We start from the raw sequence: 16,139 nt of genomic DNA, 5'->3' as shown, positions 1-16,139 counted from the left end.
TTTAGATTCCTGAGGTCAGCGAGATAAACAGCGGCAACGACAGAATACACAGTACTGAGCTTAACAGCAGCACGGCTTCTGCATCCGGCGATTGCACGCCAAATCGGTTACCGAATACCACACCGAAGAAACCGGCAGACAGCGCAATCATCAGGATTGCGGTGATCGCCACCGAACCGTGCAGGCCAAAAATCAGCACGATGCCCCAGGCGATAAAGGGCTGAATCAGCAGCTTGGCAATGGTCGATGTGATGACCATCGTGTTGATCTGCAGTTTACGGGCAGAGAGGATCACCCCGGTCAGGAATAACGCCGCTGCGGTTGCAGACAGGCCCAGCGGTTTAATCGCCGCCAGCAGGAGTTCCGGCATTTTGATACCAATCGCAGAGAGGATCACACCCAACAGCGGCCCCATCACGATCGGTTTTTTCAGCGAGCGCCACATCAAAACCGGCAGCATTGCCAGCGTGGAACCGGAGTTACCTCCCTGCGCACGGGCCTTTTCACGCTCCAGAATCAGCAGGCAGAACGGGGTCATCAATACTGAGCCACAGGCAATCGACACCGCGACAGAAAGCGACGTAGAAGAACCTTCGCCCAGCACGCTACCCAGAATAGGCAGCCCCAGCGCCGCATAGTTCGGCAGCGCGACGGTCAGGGTCAGCACGGCGGCATCCTGCGGCGATTTTTTAAAGACACGGGTCGCCAGGAAGTAGATAACCGCGTAAGTAACCCACATCGCCAGCGTCAGGACCAGAATCAGTGGAGACTGGGCAACGATACCTGTCCACGGAGTTTGTACCGTGGCACTGAACAGGGCTGCGGGGAGTGCAAAATCCATGACGAAAATATTGAGTAGGGAAACATTCTTGTTATCCACCATTTTGGCCTTGCCCGCCCAGAAGCCCAGCAACATGATGATAAAAATCGGTGCGAGGGCATGAACAATTACATAAGTCATAAATCACCTGTAATAAATAAAGAAACGTTTAGCACTGGTGCGATGATTATTATTTTCAGGATGCACGTTCCCGCGTGGGCACAGTGGCTGTGCCCACGGAGTTAATGCATCTGGCAGGTCTCTTTTTTACTTACCAGCTCGCTTTCATGCGTTCACGCACAAGCGCAGAGCTGCGGCGATTGTCAGCGCCCAGACGGTTTTTCAGGGTGGCATCCTGACGAGCGGCGTTGATAGCCTCTTGCAGCGTGGTTTTCACCAGCGCCAGATCGGACGACGATGGCGCATCCGGATTGCTGATATCCAGCAGATTTTCCAGCAGCCCCAGGGTGGCGTAGTTACTGATGTCATACGCCATCGGTGGGATGGTTGCCGCCAGTTTTTCCAGCGCCTCTACGGTACGCAAGGTGATACGCGCGGCGGACTCTTTACCCATCGCGTGAATCAAAACGCCTTTGTCGTTGAAGGCAATCAGCCGGTTAGCCTGATAACCGTGCGCCAGAAACGCGCCGGACATCGCTTTACCAACAATGAGACCAATCACCGGATGGCCCGCCAGGCGCGCATTGGCATAGGCCGCAGCGGCACCGGCCAGCGCCTGGTGAATACCAAAACCTTCTTCACGGCGACCGTACGCCTGGCTTGGCACATCAATTACCGCCACAATCGGGCGTTTCACGGCTTTATCCGCATCAGCGGCGACCGTTTCGCTGATAACTTTCGCCAGCGTCCAGCCTTCCAGCAGGCCCACCTCGCCTTTGGCGGCGCGCGGGAAATGGTTATTCGCATCAGGGACAACGGCAACAAAGCGCACCGTTTCACCGTTCAGTTCACCATCGGCTACCTGTACGGACGGGCATAAGCCTGCCAGGCGCTGGGCGTTTGGGGCGAGAGTTTCCAGCCAGAGTTCGCCACGGCTTATTGCAGTACTCATCATTTCACCTCCCGGGCAAAAAGGGCTTTAATCTGTTCGGCATCAGCCTGTTTGCGGGTGTCGAAATTGGTCAGACGGGCAAGGTAGTCGTCGTAGTTATCGGTGCGATGTTTTGCCGGTACGCCTTTGGCAATCGCCTCGTTCATGGCTTGCTTCACCGCGTTTACACCATCGCCCACCAGCGCATCCACCAGCCCGCTTTGATAGCGCACTTCCCCACCGGTCATGCTCCAGATAAACGGACGGTCGCGGGAGTCGTACTCTTCAATACCCGCTTCCTGTTCGATGACCTGCGGACCGTTCAGCCCCAGGCGGGCTTCGCGGGTAACAATCAGATAACTGCACAACGCTGCGGCAATGGACATCCCACCGAAGCAGCCCACGGTCCCGGCCACAATACCGATCACCGGGGTATAGCGGCGCAGGTCAACAATCGCGGCATGAATATCAGCAATCGCCGCCAGGCCAAGGTTGGCCTCCTGCAGACGAACGCCACCGGTTTCCAGACTCAGCACCGCCTGAGTCGGGATACCGTTGCGGTTATCTTCTGCCGCCAGTTCCAGCGCCGCTGCCATTTTGGCACCGGAGACTTCGCCCATGCTGCCGCCCTGGAAGGCGCCCTCAATGGCGACGACCACGGCAGGTTTGCCGTTGATGGTGCCTTTCGCCACCACCATGCCGTCATCGGCCTGCGGCACGATGCCCTGCGCGCCCAGCCACGGGGAGACAATCCCTTCAAACGGGTCGAGCAGTTCACGGTAGCTGCCTTCATCCAGCAATGCATGCGCACGCTGGCGTGCTTTTAGTTCGATAAAACTGCGATCATCACGCATAGCTCACCTCTTCAAAGACCTGTTCAATACGAATGCGCGCGACGCCAGGCGTGGCGCCGAAATCATGAATGATCAGTTTGCCCGCAGGCAGGCTGCTGACGGTTTGCAGACGGTTGAACAAGGCTTCCCAGCGGCCACGGCTGTTGTCGACGGAAGTCGTGATATCTATAGTGAGTGTCTGGCTCTGGTCGGCGGTGAATAACACCTCCATATCCCCTGAACCAACAACCCCTGCCAGCGCTTTGCCATTTAAGGTACGGCTGGCGGGCACGGTTAATGTGATTTTTTCCATAACATCCTCTTAATGCTTGAAATAGGGCGTCCCGATACGGTCAAGAAACAGAGTGGCAGCCAGTAAGTCTGCCGCACCACCCGGAGAGGCGTTCAGCGCCAGCATTTGACGATCCAGGAGGTGGAGCGCCTGCTGTCCTTCCGGGGTCGCACTGCCCCCCGCGGTTAAAACGGCACGCGCGCCGTGCTGCATGGCCTCAAGCCCTTCCATCCCGGCACGGGAGAGCACGCAGGTATCGGTAAGCGAGGTCATGATGGCCATCAGGGCATCAATCCGGGCGTGAGATTCACTGCCACAGTTATTCCGGCTCAAACGCAACTGCGGTAAGGCGAGCTGCAAAATATGCGGGAAGGCCTGCTGTGCCTCTTCTCTGGCACCGGGTACGCGATAGCGATGTGTAGCGCGAAGCCCTTTACTGAAAATTTTGGGCGCGGCGGCGTCCGGCAGTTTCGCCAGTGTGGCGGCGGTCGCTGCAATAACAGAAGCGCTCGCATCGCCACCACGCATCGCCACCGCGCTGACCAGCAGCCCCAGCGCCCAAATCGCACCACGGTGGGTATTCACGCCACCTGTTGCCGCCATCATCTGCTGTTCGCCAACACGTCCGAGTCGTCCAATGGTTTGTCGTAGCGCAATGTCCGCCGGACGTTGCCAGCTTTGTTGCGCCAGCACCTGAAACGTGGGGGTCAGGCTATGGGCAGAGCGTTCCATCAGCGCAAGCGTTAAGTCGTGGTGCGCGCCGTTCCCCCGACTGTCCACCAGACCGGGTTTCGGGCTTAATCGTGCTTCGTCAATCAGACACTGCGTGGCGGTTCGCGCCAGCCATTCGGCACCGCCTTCAACCTGAATCTGTGGCAGAAGTTTCATTACCAGCTCCGGAATTTCGCAGGCGGGTTATAAAGACCACCGGACCATTCCACCAGGTCTGCCACGCTGCTTGCCGCCAGTAACGAACGGGTGGCCTCGGTGCGGCGAATACCCATATCTTCCGGGTAAACCACTTTGCCACTGCGGCGCAGTTCGGCGACGCGTTTGGCGTCTACGCCCAGGCCAATATCGGTGATACCCGCCACGGCGGCGACCATCGCACGGCGCTCTTCAAGGCTTTCAGCACGATAGAGGTAAGCAATGCCTTCTTCGGTCAGCACATGGGTGACGTCATCGCCATAAATCATGACCGGCGCCAGCGGCATACCGGACGTTTTGGCCACTTCTACAGCATCAAGCGTTTCCACAAAGGTGGGTTTTGCACCAGCCTGGAAGGTCTCAACCATCTGCACCACCAGCTTTTTACCGCGCTGCATGGGGTCAGGTTCGGTGATCATATTCAGCCAGGCAGGCGTCGCATGACGACGACCATGCGGGTCATGGCCCATATTTGGCGCACCGCCGAAACCAGCCAGACGCCCACGGGTCACCGTCGACGAGTTTGCCAGGCCATCCACCTGCAGGGTCGAGCCGATAAACATATCCACCGCGTACTGCCCCGCCAGTTGACAGAAGGCGCGGTTGGAGCGCATAGAACCGTCTGCGCCGGTAAAGAACACGTCCGGGCGGGCGCGGATGTACTCTTCCATCCCCAGTTCGCCGCCGAAGCAGTGCACGCTCTCCACCCAGCCGCTTTCAATGGCCGGGATCAGCGTCGGATGCGGGTTCAGCGTCCAGTGCTTACAGATTTTGCCTTTCAGACCAAGCTGTTCTCCGTAAGTCGGCAGCAACAGTTCAATCGCCGCGGTGTTAAAGCCGATACCGTGATTCAGCGACTGCACCTGATGCTCGGCGTAGATACCTTTGATGGCCATCATCGCCATCAGAATGTGTTCCTGTTTGATCAGGCGCGGGTCGCGGGTAAACAGCGGTTCAATAAAGAAAGGTTTATCAGCCACGACCACGTAGTCAATCCACGAGCCAGGGATATCCACACGCGGTAAATCGCATTCGTCATCCACCAGTTCATTGACCTGGGCGATAACAATACCGTCGCGGAAGGCGGCCGCTTCCACCAGCGCCGGGGTGTCTTCGGTACTCGGCCCGGTGTAGAGATTGCCTTTACGGTCCGCTTTGTAACCGGCAATCAGTGCCACGTTTGGCGAGAGGTCAACATACAGGCGGGAATACAGCTCGATGTAGGTATGAATAGCGCCGATTTCCAGCAGGCCATCTTCCAGCAACTGTGAGATACGCAGGCTTTGGGTACCCGAGAAAGAAAAGTCCAGCTTGTGGGCGATGCCTTTTTCGAAAATGTCGAGATGTTCACTGCGTCCGACGCTTGGCATGATCATATGCAGGTCATGGACTTTTTGCGGGTTGACCGACGCCAGCGCGCGGGAGAGAAAATCGGCCTGTTTTTGGTTATTCCCTTCCAGTACCACTTTGTCGCCCGGCGCGATCAATTTTTCCAGCATGGCGACCAGGTCGTCGGTCGGCAGCACCTTGCCCTGTACAGGTACGGATGCCAGGCGCCGCTGTTTTTCCGTGCGCCGCGTATTCCACACCCGTTCTGGTGTTTGTCCAGATAACATTATTAACCTCCTGATTCAGCGAATCATTTTGATTTGCTTAACACTGAGTAAAGTGTGCGCGCTGGTGAGAAAGGCATCAATTAAGGATAAAAGGCGATTGTTAGCCTGAGAGTAATAATCAAAGTGATGATTTGTGACGACGATCATTTTAAGAGGGGAAAATCTGTAGCAAGTAGGGGGCACAATGCGCCCCCGGAATGGAGTAGAGCGGTTAGCGCTGGGCGGTCAGGCGCTGGCGAATCTGTTCAAAATGGTCAACGTTATACAGTTTGCCGTCCAGGAAACGCGTTTTCAGTTCACCGGTTTTTTCCTGCTCCCAGGTTTGTTCATCATGCAGTTGCAGTTCACCCTGCGCGTCTCTTTCTACCCGTAACAGCCCGCGCGCTGAACGTTTCAGGCCGCTGTCAGTTTTCGGCTCTTTGAAGATCATCCGCCCTTCGCCGTTAACCGCGCCCCATGTCGCTTTCATCGCAAAACCAAACGTATCGCGTGTGTTGTACTGATAGGTAAATGATCCCACCCCGAAGACAACGTTTGAGCTGGCAAAACCTTTGGCTTCCAGGCGACGCAGGATTTCATCTGCCCGCGCAAGAGTAATGGAGTCGCCATAAATCAGGCCAACATGCGGGTCGAGTACCTTGTAGCCCTTCTCATTCACGGTGCCGCCGAAGATCTCCCATAACACTTCCACAGAACCTTTCTCCTCCGGGGTGCGCGTGTTGCGGGTATCATCATCCGCCACGGTGCCACACAGGATCTCAACCGGGTCACCGCTGTCCGGGCGGAACACGACGCGCCCTTCACGATTAAGGATTATCTGTTTCAGTTCACGGGTGTATTCCGTCATCACCCGCCAGTAATCCCAGGTATCCGAGACGATTGAGACAAAGCCCTGCGGATAGAGATCGACTATCAAACGACGGAAGGTTTCAATTTCTTTTTCCTTCTCGCCCATGCACATCACGCTATGCTCGGTGGCCGGAATGCTCGCGCCGATAAAATAGTCCTCGCCAGCGGTGTAGTGATCACGGGCGTAGAGCAGTGACGGAATGCTGTCGGTACCTTTAAAACTCAGCAGGTGCCCGGCACCGGCCTGCATTGTGTCCTGGAGACCCGCCATGCCACGGAAGGAAAAGTCGTGGCACTGGAAATCAAGATGTGACATATCGCTGCAGGTTTTTACCGCCCACTGTTCACAGACTTTACGGTAGTGGTGCGCAATGGTGGCGTTGGTAGAGGCTTTCCACAATTCAGCGGAGAGCACCGTCTCAAGATAATTCACCAGCCAGAAGAACTCGTCACGGGTATTGGTGATGGTCAGCACCGGCACTTTCATCGGCACTTTGCTGCCCTCATCAAGAGATTTAATGTGCAGAGGCAGATAACCCAAATTGTGCAGTGCGCGAATGTGGTCAACCGGCACGGCGTCTTTGCCCAGGTAGCTGTCCATCACCGCTTTGTATTCATTCACCACGTCTTCTTGTGGGCGGGCAAAAAAGGCATCATTGAACAAATCGACCATAAACCACTGCAAAAACCCCTGCAGGCCAAAGAACACCAGCTTACCGTCCGCCACGGGAGAGGAGAAAAAGCGATCGCTGCGCGGCGTAAAGTTGGAGTACACCTGCGTGGTCCCTTGCGGGTACTGCGCACGGTGGGAAACTTTGTAACCGTCGATAGCCAGGATGGGGTTCATTTTCATGGTGTTATCTCCCTTAAGCGCAAAAAATAGTGTCGATATCGATAAGCTCAACGCGAGGGTCGCGAAGCTCAGAAGAGGCAAAAGAAGTAGTGGTATAAATGGCGTCAATACCATTGTTCAGCAGGTTCTCCACTCCTTTAGAAAACACGCCGTGGGTTACATATAAACTCACGCTGCGCGCGCCGGCATCACGTAGTACCTGAGCAGAGCCGATAAAGGTACCGCCCGCGTCGCAAAGGTCATCCACAATGAGCACGTCTTTGCCTGCCACATTGCCGGAGACGAGGGAAAAACCGGTCAGGTTACCCGTTGCAACATCACGCTCTTTCGTGAGGATGGCATAGTCCCGCGCCCCACTGGCTTTGGCTACGTTATGAATTTTCTTCAATGCCCCGGCATCGGGTGCTACAAGCATCAATTTGCCTGTGCTTATCGCCTGACGCAGATTTTCGCTTTTCATCAGGCAGGTTTCCTGTGCAATCACCACGCTATTGTTGATGGCCGCCGCTGCCGCATCACTGTGGGGATCCAGCAGAAGAACTTTATTGAAGTTCAGTGTGTTCAACTGGTTAGCGAATACTTTAAGCGCAAAACTGTCGCCGTTAACCATGTGTCGGTCCTGGCGCGCCCAGGGCAGCCATGCCAGTTCAAGATGGCTTACGGAGATGTCGGTAACGTGACGCACGGCATCAACCAGTTGGGCTAACAACATGAAATCGTTCATATCGCGCATGGCGGCAACGCGAACCCGCATGACCTGAGCAAAACGTGGCAGTTCACCGATGACTTTCAGCCATACCGCGCCGTCGGGAAAGACACCCCGTTCGATTTCAACGGGTTGATTATCAAGTGTTAACGCGATTCTGCTGGTCATGATTCACCTCACCATTAATTAGTGTCATTAAGACACTTATAATATTGTCCATGGGACACTTATTGGCAAGAGATTTTTTCCCTACCGCGCAAATAAAAAGTTAACAAATTGATATTTAAGGAGTTAAAAGTTAGCTTGCCGCCATTGGGTGGGCTGATAAACTTGTGGCGTGTTTAATAAGCCGAGTAAGCGATGATCAGCGAAGCAGAGTATCTGGATTCTTATGATGCCAGCCGGTTCCCTTCCCCCCTGGTGACGGTAGACAGTGTGCTGTTCACGCTGCACGAGCAGGCGCTTCGCGTTTTGCTGGTGAAACGAGCGAGTCACCCTCAACAGGGGCGTTGGGGCCTGCCTGGCGGATTTATCGATATGGAAAAAGATGAATCCACGCGAGCCACGGCATTACGTAAACTGACAGAAAAAACGGGCGTCTCCCCTTCCTGGCTGGAGCAACTGGATACGTTTTCCGGGGCAAAACGCGATCCCCGTGGCTGGAGTCTGACCATCGCCTGGTATGCGTTAATCTCCTGGGTAGCCTGCGCGCCGCATATCGCGAGCGTCAGCGATGCCAAATGGATGCCCGTAACCGGGCTGGATGATATCGACCTGGCCTTCGATCACCGGGAGATAATTCAGACGGCGCTACAACGGTTACGACAGAAAACCATGTACTCTTTACTGCCAGTGTATTGTCTGCCTGATACCTTTACCCAGACACAATTGCAGGAGGCGACGGAGATTATCCTCGGCCAGCCTATCCAGCGAAAAAGCCTGATTCGCCGATTTGAGGCCTCAGGCATGTTTGAAGAGACAGGCGAGAGCGTAGCGACAGGTGCGCGAAAAGCACGCTTGTGGCGACGAAAGCCGGGTGTCGATATTCATCTCTTTTCCCGAAATTTACTGACGGACTAGTATGGCCTGCACGATGTCCCGCGAAATGAAAAAACGGCGCAACATCGAGCAGCTATAGTTGTCCCATTCTTGATTCTATTGTTCTTTACTATGGCTGAAATTACACCTTCACGACTCTCGGAAATGGCTGCTGATAGCTCTGCGTTCCGCCCACTGCGCGGCGGAAGCAATCCGCATTTCCAGACCATGCTCCCGCGATTGATCCGCCGGAAACTGGGCTTTACGCCGACCTGGCAGCGCCTGGAACTGCCCGATGGCGATTTTGTGGATCTCGCCTGGAGCGAAGACCCTGTGCTGGCAAGACATAAACCACGGCTGGTGGTCTTTCACGGGCTGGAAGGCAGCCTGCACAGTCCCTATGCTCATGGACTGATAGAAGCAGCAAAAGCGCGCGGCTGGCTGGGCGTGGTGATGCATTTCCGTGGCTGCAGCGGTGAACCTAACCGCCTTAACCGCATTTATCACTCTGGCGAAACCGAAGATGGCACCTGGTTTTTGCACTGGCTACAACGGGAGTTTGGCCAGGTCCCTACCGCGGCGGTGGGCTATTCGCTGGGCGGCAATATGCTGGCCTGCCTGCTGGCTAAAGAGGAAAATCGCGTACCCCTGGATGCTGCGGTCATTGTCTCTGCTCCCTTTGTACTGGAAGCGTGCAGCGCCCATATCGAAACCGGCTTTTCACGGGTGTATCAGCACTATCTGCTCAACCTGCTGAAAGCCAATGCGTCGCGCAAATTAAAAGCCTATCCGGGTTCCTTACCCATTGATTTACGGCAGTTGAAACGTCTGCGTCGTCTGCGCGATTTTGATGATGCGATTACGGCGCGCATCCATGGTTTTGCCGATGCGATTGACTATTACCGCCAGTGCAGCGCCATGCCGTTGCTGAATAAAATCAGCAAACCGACGCTGATCATCCATGCTAAAGATGACCCCTTTATGGATCAAAATGTGATCCCCGATACGCAGACATTACCGCCGTCGGTAGAATATCAACTCACCGAACATGGCGGTCACGTGGGGTTTGTGGGCGGCACGTTACTTCACCCGGAAATGTGGCTGGAAAAACGTATCCCCGACTGGCTGCAAACTTATCTGGAAAGCTAAATGATTATTCCCTGGCAGGACCTGGCGCCTGAGACGCTCGACAGCCTGATTGAAAGCTTTGTCTTGCGTGAAGGCACCGATTATGGTGAACATGAGCGCTCACTCGAACAAAAGGTCGCCGATGTGAGACGGCAACTTAAAAACGGTGAGGCCGTACTGGTGTGGTCAGAACTGCACGAAACCGTCAACATTATGCCGCGCTCGCAGTTTCGCGAGTAACTCACTGGCGGCTGGCTTCGTCTACAACAATGGTTTACTCAGGGAGCTGCTATGTCCGCTAAACATCCGGTTATTGCCGTAACAGGTTCCAGCGGTGCGGGAACCACCACCACCAGCCTCGCGTTTCGCAAAATCTTTGCTCAACTGAATTTGCATGCCGCCGAGGTTGAAGGTGACAGTTTTCATCGCTATACCCGCCCTGAAATGGACATGGCAATTCGTAAAGCCCGCGATTTAGGTCGACATATCAGCTATTTTGGCCCGGAAGCGAATGACTTCGGCCTGCTGGAACAAACGTTTATTGAGTACGGACAAACCGGCACAGGCCAGGCACGAAAATATCTGCACACCTACGATGAAGCCGTTCCCTGGAACCAGGTTCCCGGTACGTTCACCCCCTGGCAGCCCCTGCCGGAGCCAACAGATGTGCTGTTTTATGAAGGGTTGCACGGCGGCGTGGTAACGCCCCAGCACGATGTCGCCCGCCACGTCGATCTGCTGGTAGGCGTGGTGCCCATCGTCAACCTCGAGTGGATGCAAAAGTTGGTACGCGATACCAGCGAGCGCGGTCATTCCCGTGAGGCAGTGATGGACTCGGTGGTTCGATCGATGGAAGACTACATCAATTTCATCACCCCACAATTTTCCCGCACCCATATTAATTTCCAGCGCGTGCCGACGGTGGATACCTCCAACCCGTTCGCCGCCAAAGTGATCCCATCGCTCGATGAGAGCTTTGTGGTGATTCATTTTCGAAATCTTGAAGGGATCGACTATCCCTGGTTGCTGGCGATGTTGCAGGGTTCGTTCATTTCACACATGAATACGCTTGTGGTGCCTGGCGGCAAAATGGGGTTAGCAATGGAGCTGATCATGACACCGCTGGTCCAACGGCTGATGGAAGGGAAGAAGATTCAATAGGCCTCCAGCCGACACAAGCGCTGTAGCCCCGGTAAGCGCGGCGCCACCGGGGAATGTGTCGGATACGCGACGCTTATCCGACCTATGTTCTCAGGCCTCAATCACCTCATATGAATGCGTGATTTTCACCGCTTTCTCCAGCATTAATGCCACGGAGCAATACTTCTCGGCAGAGAGATCCACCGCGCGCGATACCGCCGCCTCTTTCAGCTCTTTGCCGGTCACGATAAAGTGCAAATTGATATGCGTGAACAGACGCGGAGCCTCTTCACGACGCTCTGAGGTCAGCTTCACTTCGCAATCTTTCACATCGTGGCGGCCTTTCTGCAAAATAGATACAACATCGATAGCGCTGCATCCGCCTGCTGCCATCAGCACCATTTCCATCGGGCTTGGGGCTTTGTCGCCTGAGTTACCATCCATCAGGATCTGGTGCCCGGACGCAGACTCGCCAAGGAACGTTAAACCTTCTACCCATTTCACACGAGCTTGCATTTTTAATTCACTCCGGAGTTACAGTTTTCTTTACAGATTACGCGCACATAAGAAAACTCGCAACGGAAGGCGACCTGCGTCAAGCTGAAGCGAGACACCAGGAGACACGCGACAAAAGCTATGCTAAAACAATCACGATGCTACAGTGATACATTGACGTTATGCATGTATGCAGAGGACATCACATATTACAGGCCGCAGGCATGTCTGACGGTCCACTTCCCAGGTATGGGGAAGATAGATTGCAACCCCGGACGCGATATGTGAATCCAGCGTCTGGAGCCAGCTTATAACAGAGGATAACCGCGCATGGTGCTTGGCAAACCGCAAACAGACCCGACTCTCGAATGGTTCTTGTCTCATTGCCACATTCATAAGTACCCGTCGAAGAGCACGCTGATTCACCAGGGTGAAAAAGCGGAAACGTTGTATTACATCGTCAAAGGCTCAGTGGCTGTGCTAATCAAGGATGAAGAAGGTAAAGAGATGATCCTCTCTTACCTTAACCAGGGAGATTTTATCGGTGAACTGGGTCTGTTCGAAGAGGGTCAGGAGCGCAGTGCATGGGTACGCGCTAAAACCGCTTGTGAAGTGGCCGAAATCTCCTACAAAAAATTCCGCCAGTTAATTCAGGTGAACCCGGATATCCTGATGCGCTTATCTTCCCAGATGGCGCGTCGCCTGCAGGTCACCTCGGAAAAAGTCGGTAACCTCGCCTTCCTTGATGTGACGGGCCGTATCGCACAGACGCTGCTGAATCTGGCGAAACAACCGGATGCAATGACCCACCCGGACGGTATGCAAATTAAAATTACCCGCCAGGAAATTGGTCAGATCGTTGGCTGTTCCCGCGAAACCGTCGGCCGTATCCTGAAAATGCTGGAAGATCAAAACCTGATCTCCGCGCACGGTAAAACCATTGTCGTGTACGGTACACGTTAATTCTCAAGCGGCGCATCGCCCTTAACGATGCGCCGTTTTTGTCTCTCTTCCCCATGTGGCGCAGGCTGATTTATCACCCCGAAATCAACTATGCACTGCGACAAACGCTGGTGTTATGCCTCCCTGTGACCGTGGGTCTGATCGCAGGTCGTCTCGATCTTGGTCTGCTGTTTTCTCTCGTTCCCGCCTGCTGCAATATTGCCGGTCTGGATACTCTGCATAAACGTTTCTTCAAACGCGTCATTATCGGCGGCACACTCTTTGCTGGCAGTAGCCTCACCGTACAGCTATTACTGACGCAAAATATTCCGCTGCCGCTGATTCTGACCGGATTAACGCTCTTGCTCGGCGTCACAGCAGAAATCAGCGCATTACACGGGCGGCTTCTACCCGCCTCGCTCATTGCCGCCATCTTTACTCTCAGCCTCGCCGGTAACATGCCCATCTGGGAGCCGTTGCTGATTTATGGGCTGGGTACCCTGTGGTACGGCGCGTTTAACGCCTTCTGGTTCTGGTTGTGGCGAGAGCAACCGCTGCGTGAATCCTTGAGCCTGCTGTATCGCCAACTGGCGGGCTATTGCGAAGCAAAATACAGTTTACTGACGCAGCACGTCGATCCAGAAAAAGCCCTTCCGCCACTCCTGGCACGCCAGCAAAAGGCGGTGGATATGATTAGCCAGTGTTACCAACAACTGCATATGCTGGCGGCAAATAACAACAACGACTACAAGCGGTTACGCCGCGTCTTCCAGGTGGCGCTGGACTTACAGGAACATATTGCCGTCAGCCTCCACCAACCGCAGGAAGTGCAGGAGCTGGTCGAACGCAGCCATGCCGAGGAAGTTATCCGCTGGAATGCGCAAACCGTTGCCGCGCGGTTACGGGTCATAGCCGATGATATTCTTTATCACCGCTACCCCAAACGCTTCAATATGGATAAACAGATTGGCGCGCTGGAGAAAATTGCCCGCCAGCACCCGGATAACCCGGTTGGGCAGTTTTGCGCCTGGCATTTCAGCCAGATAGCCCGGGTTCTGCGTACCCAGCGCCCGCTCTATGTCCGTGATCTGATGGCGGAGAAGCAGCGCCGTTTGCCCCTGATCCCGGCCCTCAAAAGTTATCTGTCGTTGAAATCCTCCGCCTTACGTAATGCGGCACGCATTAGCGTCATGCTCAGTATTGCCAGCCTGATGGGCAGCGCGCTCCATCTGCCTAAACCTTACTGGATCATGATGACGGTGATGTTTGTTACGCAAAACGGTTATGGGGCGACACGCGTGCGCATCCTGCACCGGGCGGCAGGCACCATGGCCGGGCTGATCATTGCCGGCGCGACGCTGCACTACCACGTACCCGAAGGCTTCACGCTCACCGCGATGCTGATCGTCACCCTGGTGAGCTATCTGATTATCCGCAAAAGCTACGGCTGGGCGATGGTCGGTTTTACCCTCACCGCGGTCTATACGCTCCAGTTGCTTACACTGAATGGCGACCAGTTTATTGTTGCCCGTCTTATCGATACGTTGATCGGCTGCCTGATAGCTTTTGGTGGCATGGTCTGGCTGTGGCCTCAATGGCAAAGTGGCCTGCTGCGAAAAAATGCTCATGACGCGCTGGAAACTTACCAGGATGCCATTCGGCTGATCCTGAGCGATGATCCCCAGGCGACGCCGCTGGCCTGGCAGCGCATGCGGGTAAACCAGGCGCATAATGCGCTCTTTAACTCGCTGAATCAGGCCATGCTGGAGCCGGGTTTTGATACGCGTTACCTGGCAGACATGAAACTGTGGGTCACGCACAGTCAATTTATTGTCGAACATATTAATGCAATGACCACGCTGGCGCGGGAGCACACCATGCTCACGCCGGAACTGGCTCAGCGCTATCTGCAGTCCTGCGAAATTGCCCTGCAACGTTGTCAGCAGCGGCTGGAGTATGATGGTCCGGGAAGTTCAGGAGATGTGAATATTCTGGAGGCGCCAGAGAGCATGACGCATGGCCCAATGAGCACGCTGGAGCAACATCTGCAACGGATCCTGGGGCATCTGAACACCATGCACACCATTTCGTCGGTGGCATGGCGTCAGCGCCCACATCACGGCATTTGGTTAAATCGCCGCTTGCGCTCTTAAGCGTTAACCACGTTGGCTACAGCTTTAGCGAAGCGCAGCATACCTTCTGCGATATCGTTCTCTTCAATGATAAGCGACGGCGCAAAACGCATTACGTCAGGACCGGCATTAAGCACCATCAGCCCTTCATTTGCCGCCGCGTTGAGGAAATCACGCGCACGGCCTTTGTACTGCGGTTTCAGTTCCGCGCCAACCAGCAGCCCCATGCCGCGAATTTCGCTGAACAGGTCATACTGCGCATTGATGTCTTCAAGATGCTTAACGAACAGTTCGCGTTTCGCATTGACGCCATTTAAGACCTCTGGCGTATTAATGATGTCGAATGCCGCACCGGCAACAGCACAGGCCAGCGGATTACCGCCGTAGGTTGAACCGTGGGAACCCGGATGGAACGCGCTGGCGATCTCCTGAGTGGTGAGCATGGCGCTTACCGGGAAACCACCGCCGAGCGCTTTGGCGCTGGTCAGGATATCCGGGGTGATACCATAGTGCATGTAGGCGAAGAGATCGCCGCTGCGCCCCATTCCACACTGCACTTCATCAAACACCAGCAGCGCTTTGTGTTCATCGCACAGCTCACGCAAACCCTGTAAAAACTCTGGCGTTGCCGCCGTCACCCCGCCTTCCCCCTGAATCGGTTCAACCACGACTGCACAAGTATGATCGTCCATGACCGCTTTTACGGCATGCAGGTCGTTATAGGGCACATGAATGATATCCGCCGGTTTCGGACCGAATCCGTCCGAGTATTTCGGCTGACCGCCCACGGTCACGGTGAACAGCGAACGGCCATGGAACGCGTTGTGGAAAGCGATGATTTTGGTTTTATGCGGACTGTGTCGGGTAGATGCATAATAACGCGCCAGTTTGAATGCCGTTTCGTTGGCCTCGGTGCCGGAGTTCATAAACACCACGCGCTCGGCGAAGGTGGCGTCGATCAGCTTACGCGCCAGGCGCAATGCGGGTTCATTCGTAAACACGTTGCTGATATGCCACAGCGTTTCGCCCTGTGTTTTTAACGCTTCCACCAGCGCCGGATGGCAATGCCCCAGCGCGGTAACGGCGATACCACCCGCAAAATCAACGTACTCTTTACCCTGCTGATCCCACACGCGGCTACCTTTTCCTTTCACCGGAATAAATTCGGCCGGTGCGAAAATTGGTAGAATGACTTCGTCAAATGTTGCGCGCGTGATTGCACCCTGCTGAGTTGCCATGTAACCCCACCCTTTTTAAACAAGAAGTAGAAGTGAAAATATAATCACGAAATATGCATAAAAAATCACTCAATGGCAA

16 protein-coding genes are annotated in these 16,139 nt (G+C 54.8%); 6 read left to right on the top strand and 10 right to left on the bottom strand.

What is annotated here, in order from left to right; genetic code table 11:
• Position 1 precedes the first annotated feature (1 nt).
• From C5523_RS02155 to prs, 8 genes are all read right to left on the bottom strand, one after another.
• Entirely contained in the window at positions 2-961 is a 960-nt protein-coding gene (locus C5523_RS02155) for an AEC family transporter (protein ID WP_041851423.1), read from the bottom strand.
• Between the two features lie 130 nt (positions 962-1,091).
• Entirely contained in the window at positions 1,092-1,892 is an 801-nt protein-coding gene (gene mdcE, locus C5523_RS02150; RefSeq protein WP_079497024.1) for a biotin-independent malonate decarboxylase subunit gamma, read from the bottom strand.
• Positions 1,892-2,725 (bottom strand): biotin-independent malonate decarboxylase subunit beta, encoded by an 834-nt coding sequence (locus C5523_RS02145; protein ID WP_041851421.1) that lies wholly within the window; start codon positions 2,723-2,725, stop codon positions 1,892-1,894. The genes mdcE and C5523_RS02145 overlap by 1 nt, the downstream gene beginning before the upstream one ends.
• Positions 2,718-3,017: a malonate decarboxylase acyl carrier protein gene (mdcC, locus tag C5523_RS02140; protein ID WP_041851420.1), complete on the bottom strand. Its 300-nt coding sequence runs from the start codon at positions 3,015-3,017 to the stop codon at positions 2,718-2,720. Before mdcC ends, C5523_RS02145 begins: the two co-directional genes overlap by 8 nt.
• Positions 3,018-3,026: 9 nt before the next feature.
• Complete coding sequence (locus C5523_RS02135; protein WP_108700538.1) at positions 3,027-3,884, bottom strand: triphosphoribosyl-dephospho-CoA synthase; 858 nt, start codon at positions 3,882-3,884, stop codon at positions 3,027-3,029.
• A complete protein-coding gene (gene mdcA / locus C5523_RS02130; RefSeq protein ID WP_041851418.1) occupies positions 3,884-5,539 on the bottom strand; it encodes a malonate decarboxylase subunit alpha in 1,656 nt (551 codons plus the stop codon). Before mdcA ends, C5523_RS02135 begins: the two co-directional genes overlap by 1 nt.
• 211 nt (positions 5,540-5,750) lie before the next feature.
• Entirely contained in the window at positions 5,751-7,241 is a 1,491-nt protein-coding gene (locus C5523_RS02125) for a nicotinate phosphoribosyltransferase (protein ID WP_108700537.1), read from the bottom strand.
• Between the two features lie 13 nt (positions 7,242-7,254).
• Positions 7,255-8,115 carry a ribose-phosphate diphosphokinase gene (gene prs, locus C5523_RS02120; RefSeq protein WP_107223555.1) on the bottom strand — a complete coding sequence of 287 codons (861 nt, stop codon included), beginning with the start codon at positions 8,113-8,115 and terminating at the stop codon, positions 7,255-7,257.
• Between the two features lie 192 nt (positions 8,116-8,307).
• On the opposite strand from prs, the gene C5523_RS02115 reads away from it, so the two are divergent.
• The 4 genes from C5523_RS02115 to C5523_RS02100 all read left to right on the top strand — a co-directional run bounded on the left by C5523_RS02115 (position 8,308) and on the right by C5523_RS02100 (position 11,274).
• Complete coding sequence (locus tag C5523_RS02115) at positions 8,308-9,027, top strand: NUDIX domain-containing protein (protein ID WP_041851415.1); 720 nt, start codon at positions 8,308-8,310, stop codon at positions 9,025-9,027.
• 90 nt (positions 9,028-9,117) lie between these two features.
• Positions 9,118-10,134, top strand: coding sequence for a hydrolase (locus C5523_RS02110; RefSeq protein ID WP_108700536.1), 1,017 nt, complete (start codon positions 9,118-9,120; stop codon positions 10,132-10,134).
• Positions 10,135-10,353, top strand: a complete 219-nt coding sequence (locus C5523_RS02105; RefSeq protein WP_041851414.1) for a YheU family protein — start codon at positions 10,135-10,137, stop codon at positions 10,351-10,353.
• A gap of 51 nt (positions 10,354-10,404) precedes the next feature.
• Positions 10,405-11,274 carry a phosphoribulokinase gene (locus tag C5523_RS02100; protein ID WP_041851413.1) on the top strand — a complete coding sequence of 290 codons (870 nt, stop codon included), beginning with the start codon at positions 10,405-10,407 and terminating at the stop codon, positions 11,272-11,274.
• 90 nt (positions 11,275-11,364) lie between these two features.
• Here C5523_RS02100 and C5523_RS02095 read toward each other — a convergent pair whose 3' ends face one another.
• A complete protein-coding gene (locus C5523_RS02095) occupies positions 11,365-11,769 on the bottom strand; it encodes an OsmC family protein (protein ID WP_041851412.1) in 405 nt (134 codons plus the stop codon).
• Between the two features lie 309 nt (positions 11,770-12,078).
• Here C5523_RS02095 and crp point away from each other — a divergent pair, with 309 nt between their 5' ends.
• Both crp and C5523_RS02085 read left to right on the top strand, forming a co-directional pair.
• Positions 12,079-12,711 carry a cAMP-activated global transcriptional regulator CRP gene (crp, locus tag C5523_RS02090; protein WP_000242758.1) on the top strand — a complete coding sequence of 211 codons (633 nt, stop codon included), beginning with the start codon at positions 12,079-12,081 and terminating at the stop codon, positions 12,709-12,711.
• A 53-nt stretch (positions 12,712-12,764) separates the two neighbouring features.
• The gene (locus C5523_RS02085) at positions 12,765-14,843 is read left to right on the top strand and encodes a YccS/YhfK family putative transporter (RefSeq protein WP_108700535.1); all 2,079 of its coding nucleotides are present in this window, start codon (positions 12,765-12,767) and stop codon (positions 14,841-14,843) included.
• Here C5523_RS02085 and C5523_RS02080 read toward each other — a convergent pair.
• Entirely contained in the window at positions 14,840-16,060 is a 1,221-nt protein-coding gene (locus tag C5523_RS02080; protein ID WP_071194933.1) for an aspartate aminotransferase family protein, read from the bottom strand. The genes C5523_RS02085 and C5523_RS02080 overlap by 4 nt on opposite strands.
• Between the last annotated feature and the right edge of the window lie 79 nt (positions 16,061-16,139).

Source organism: Phytobacter sp. SCO41, from assembly GCF_003073275.1.
GTDB lineage: Bacteria > Pseudomonadota > Gammaproteobacteria > Enterobacterales > Enterobacteriaceae > Phytobacter > Phytobacter diazotrophicus.
Note: the sequence above shows the minus strand (reverse complement) of the source record. Positions and strands in the feature narration are given on the sequence as shown.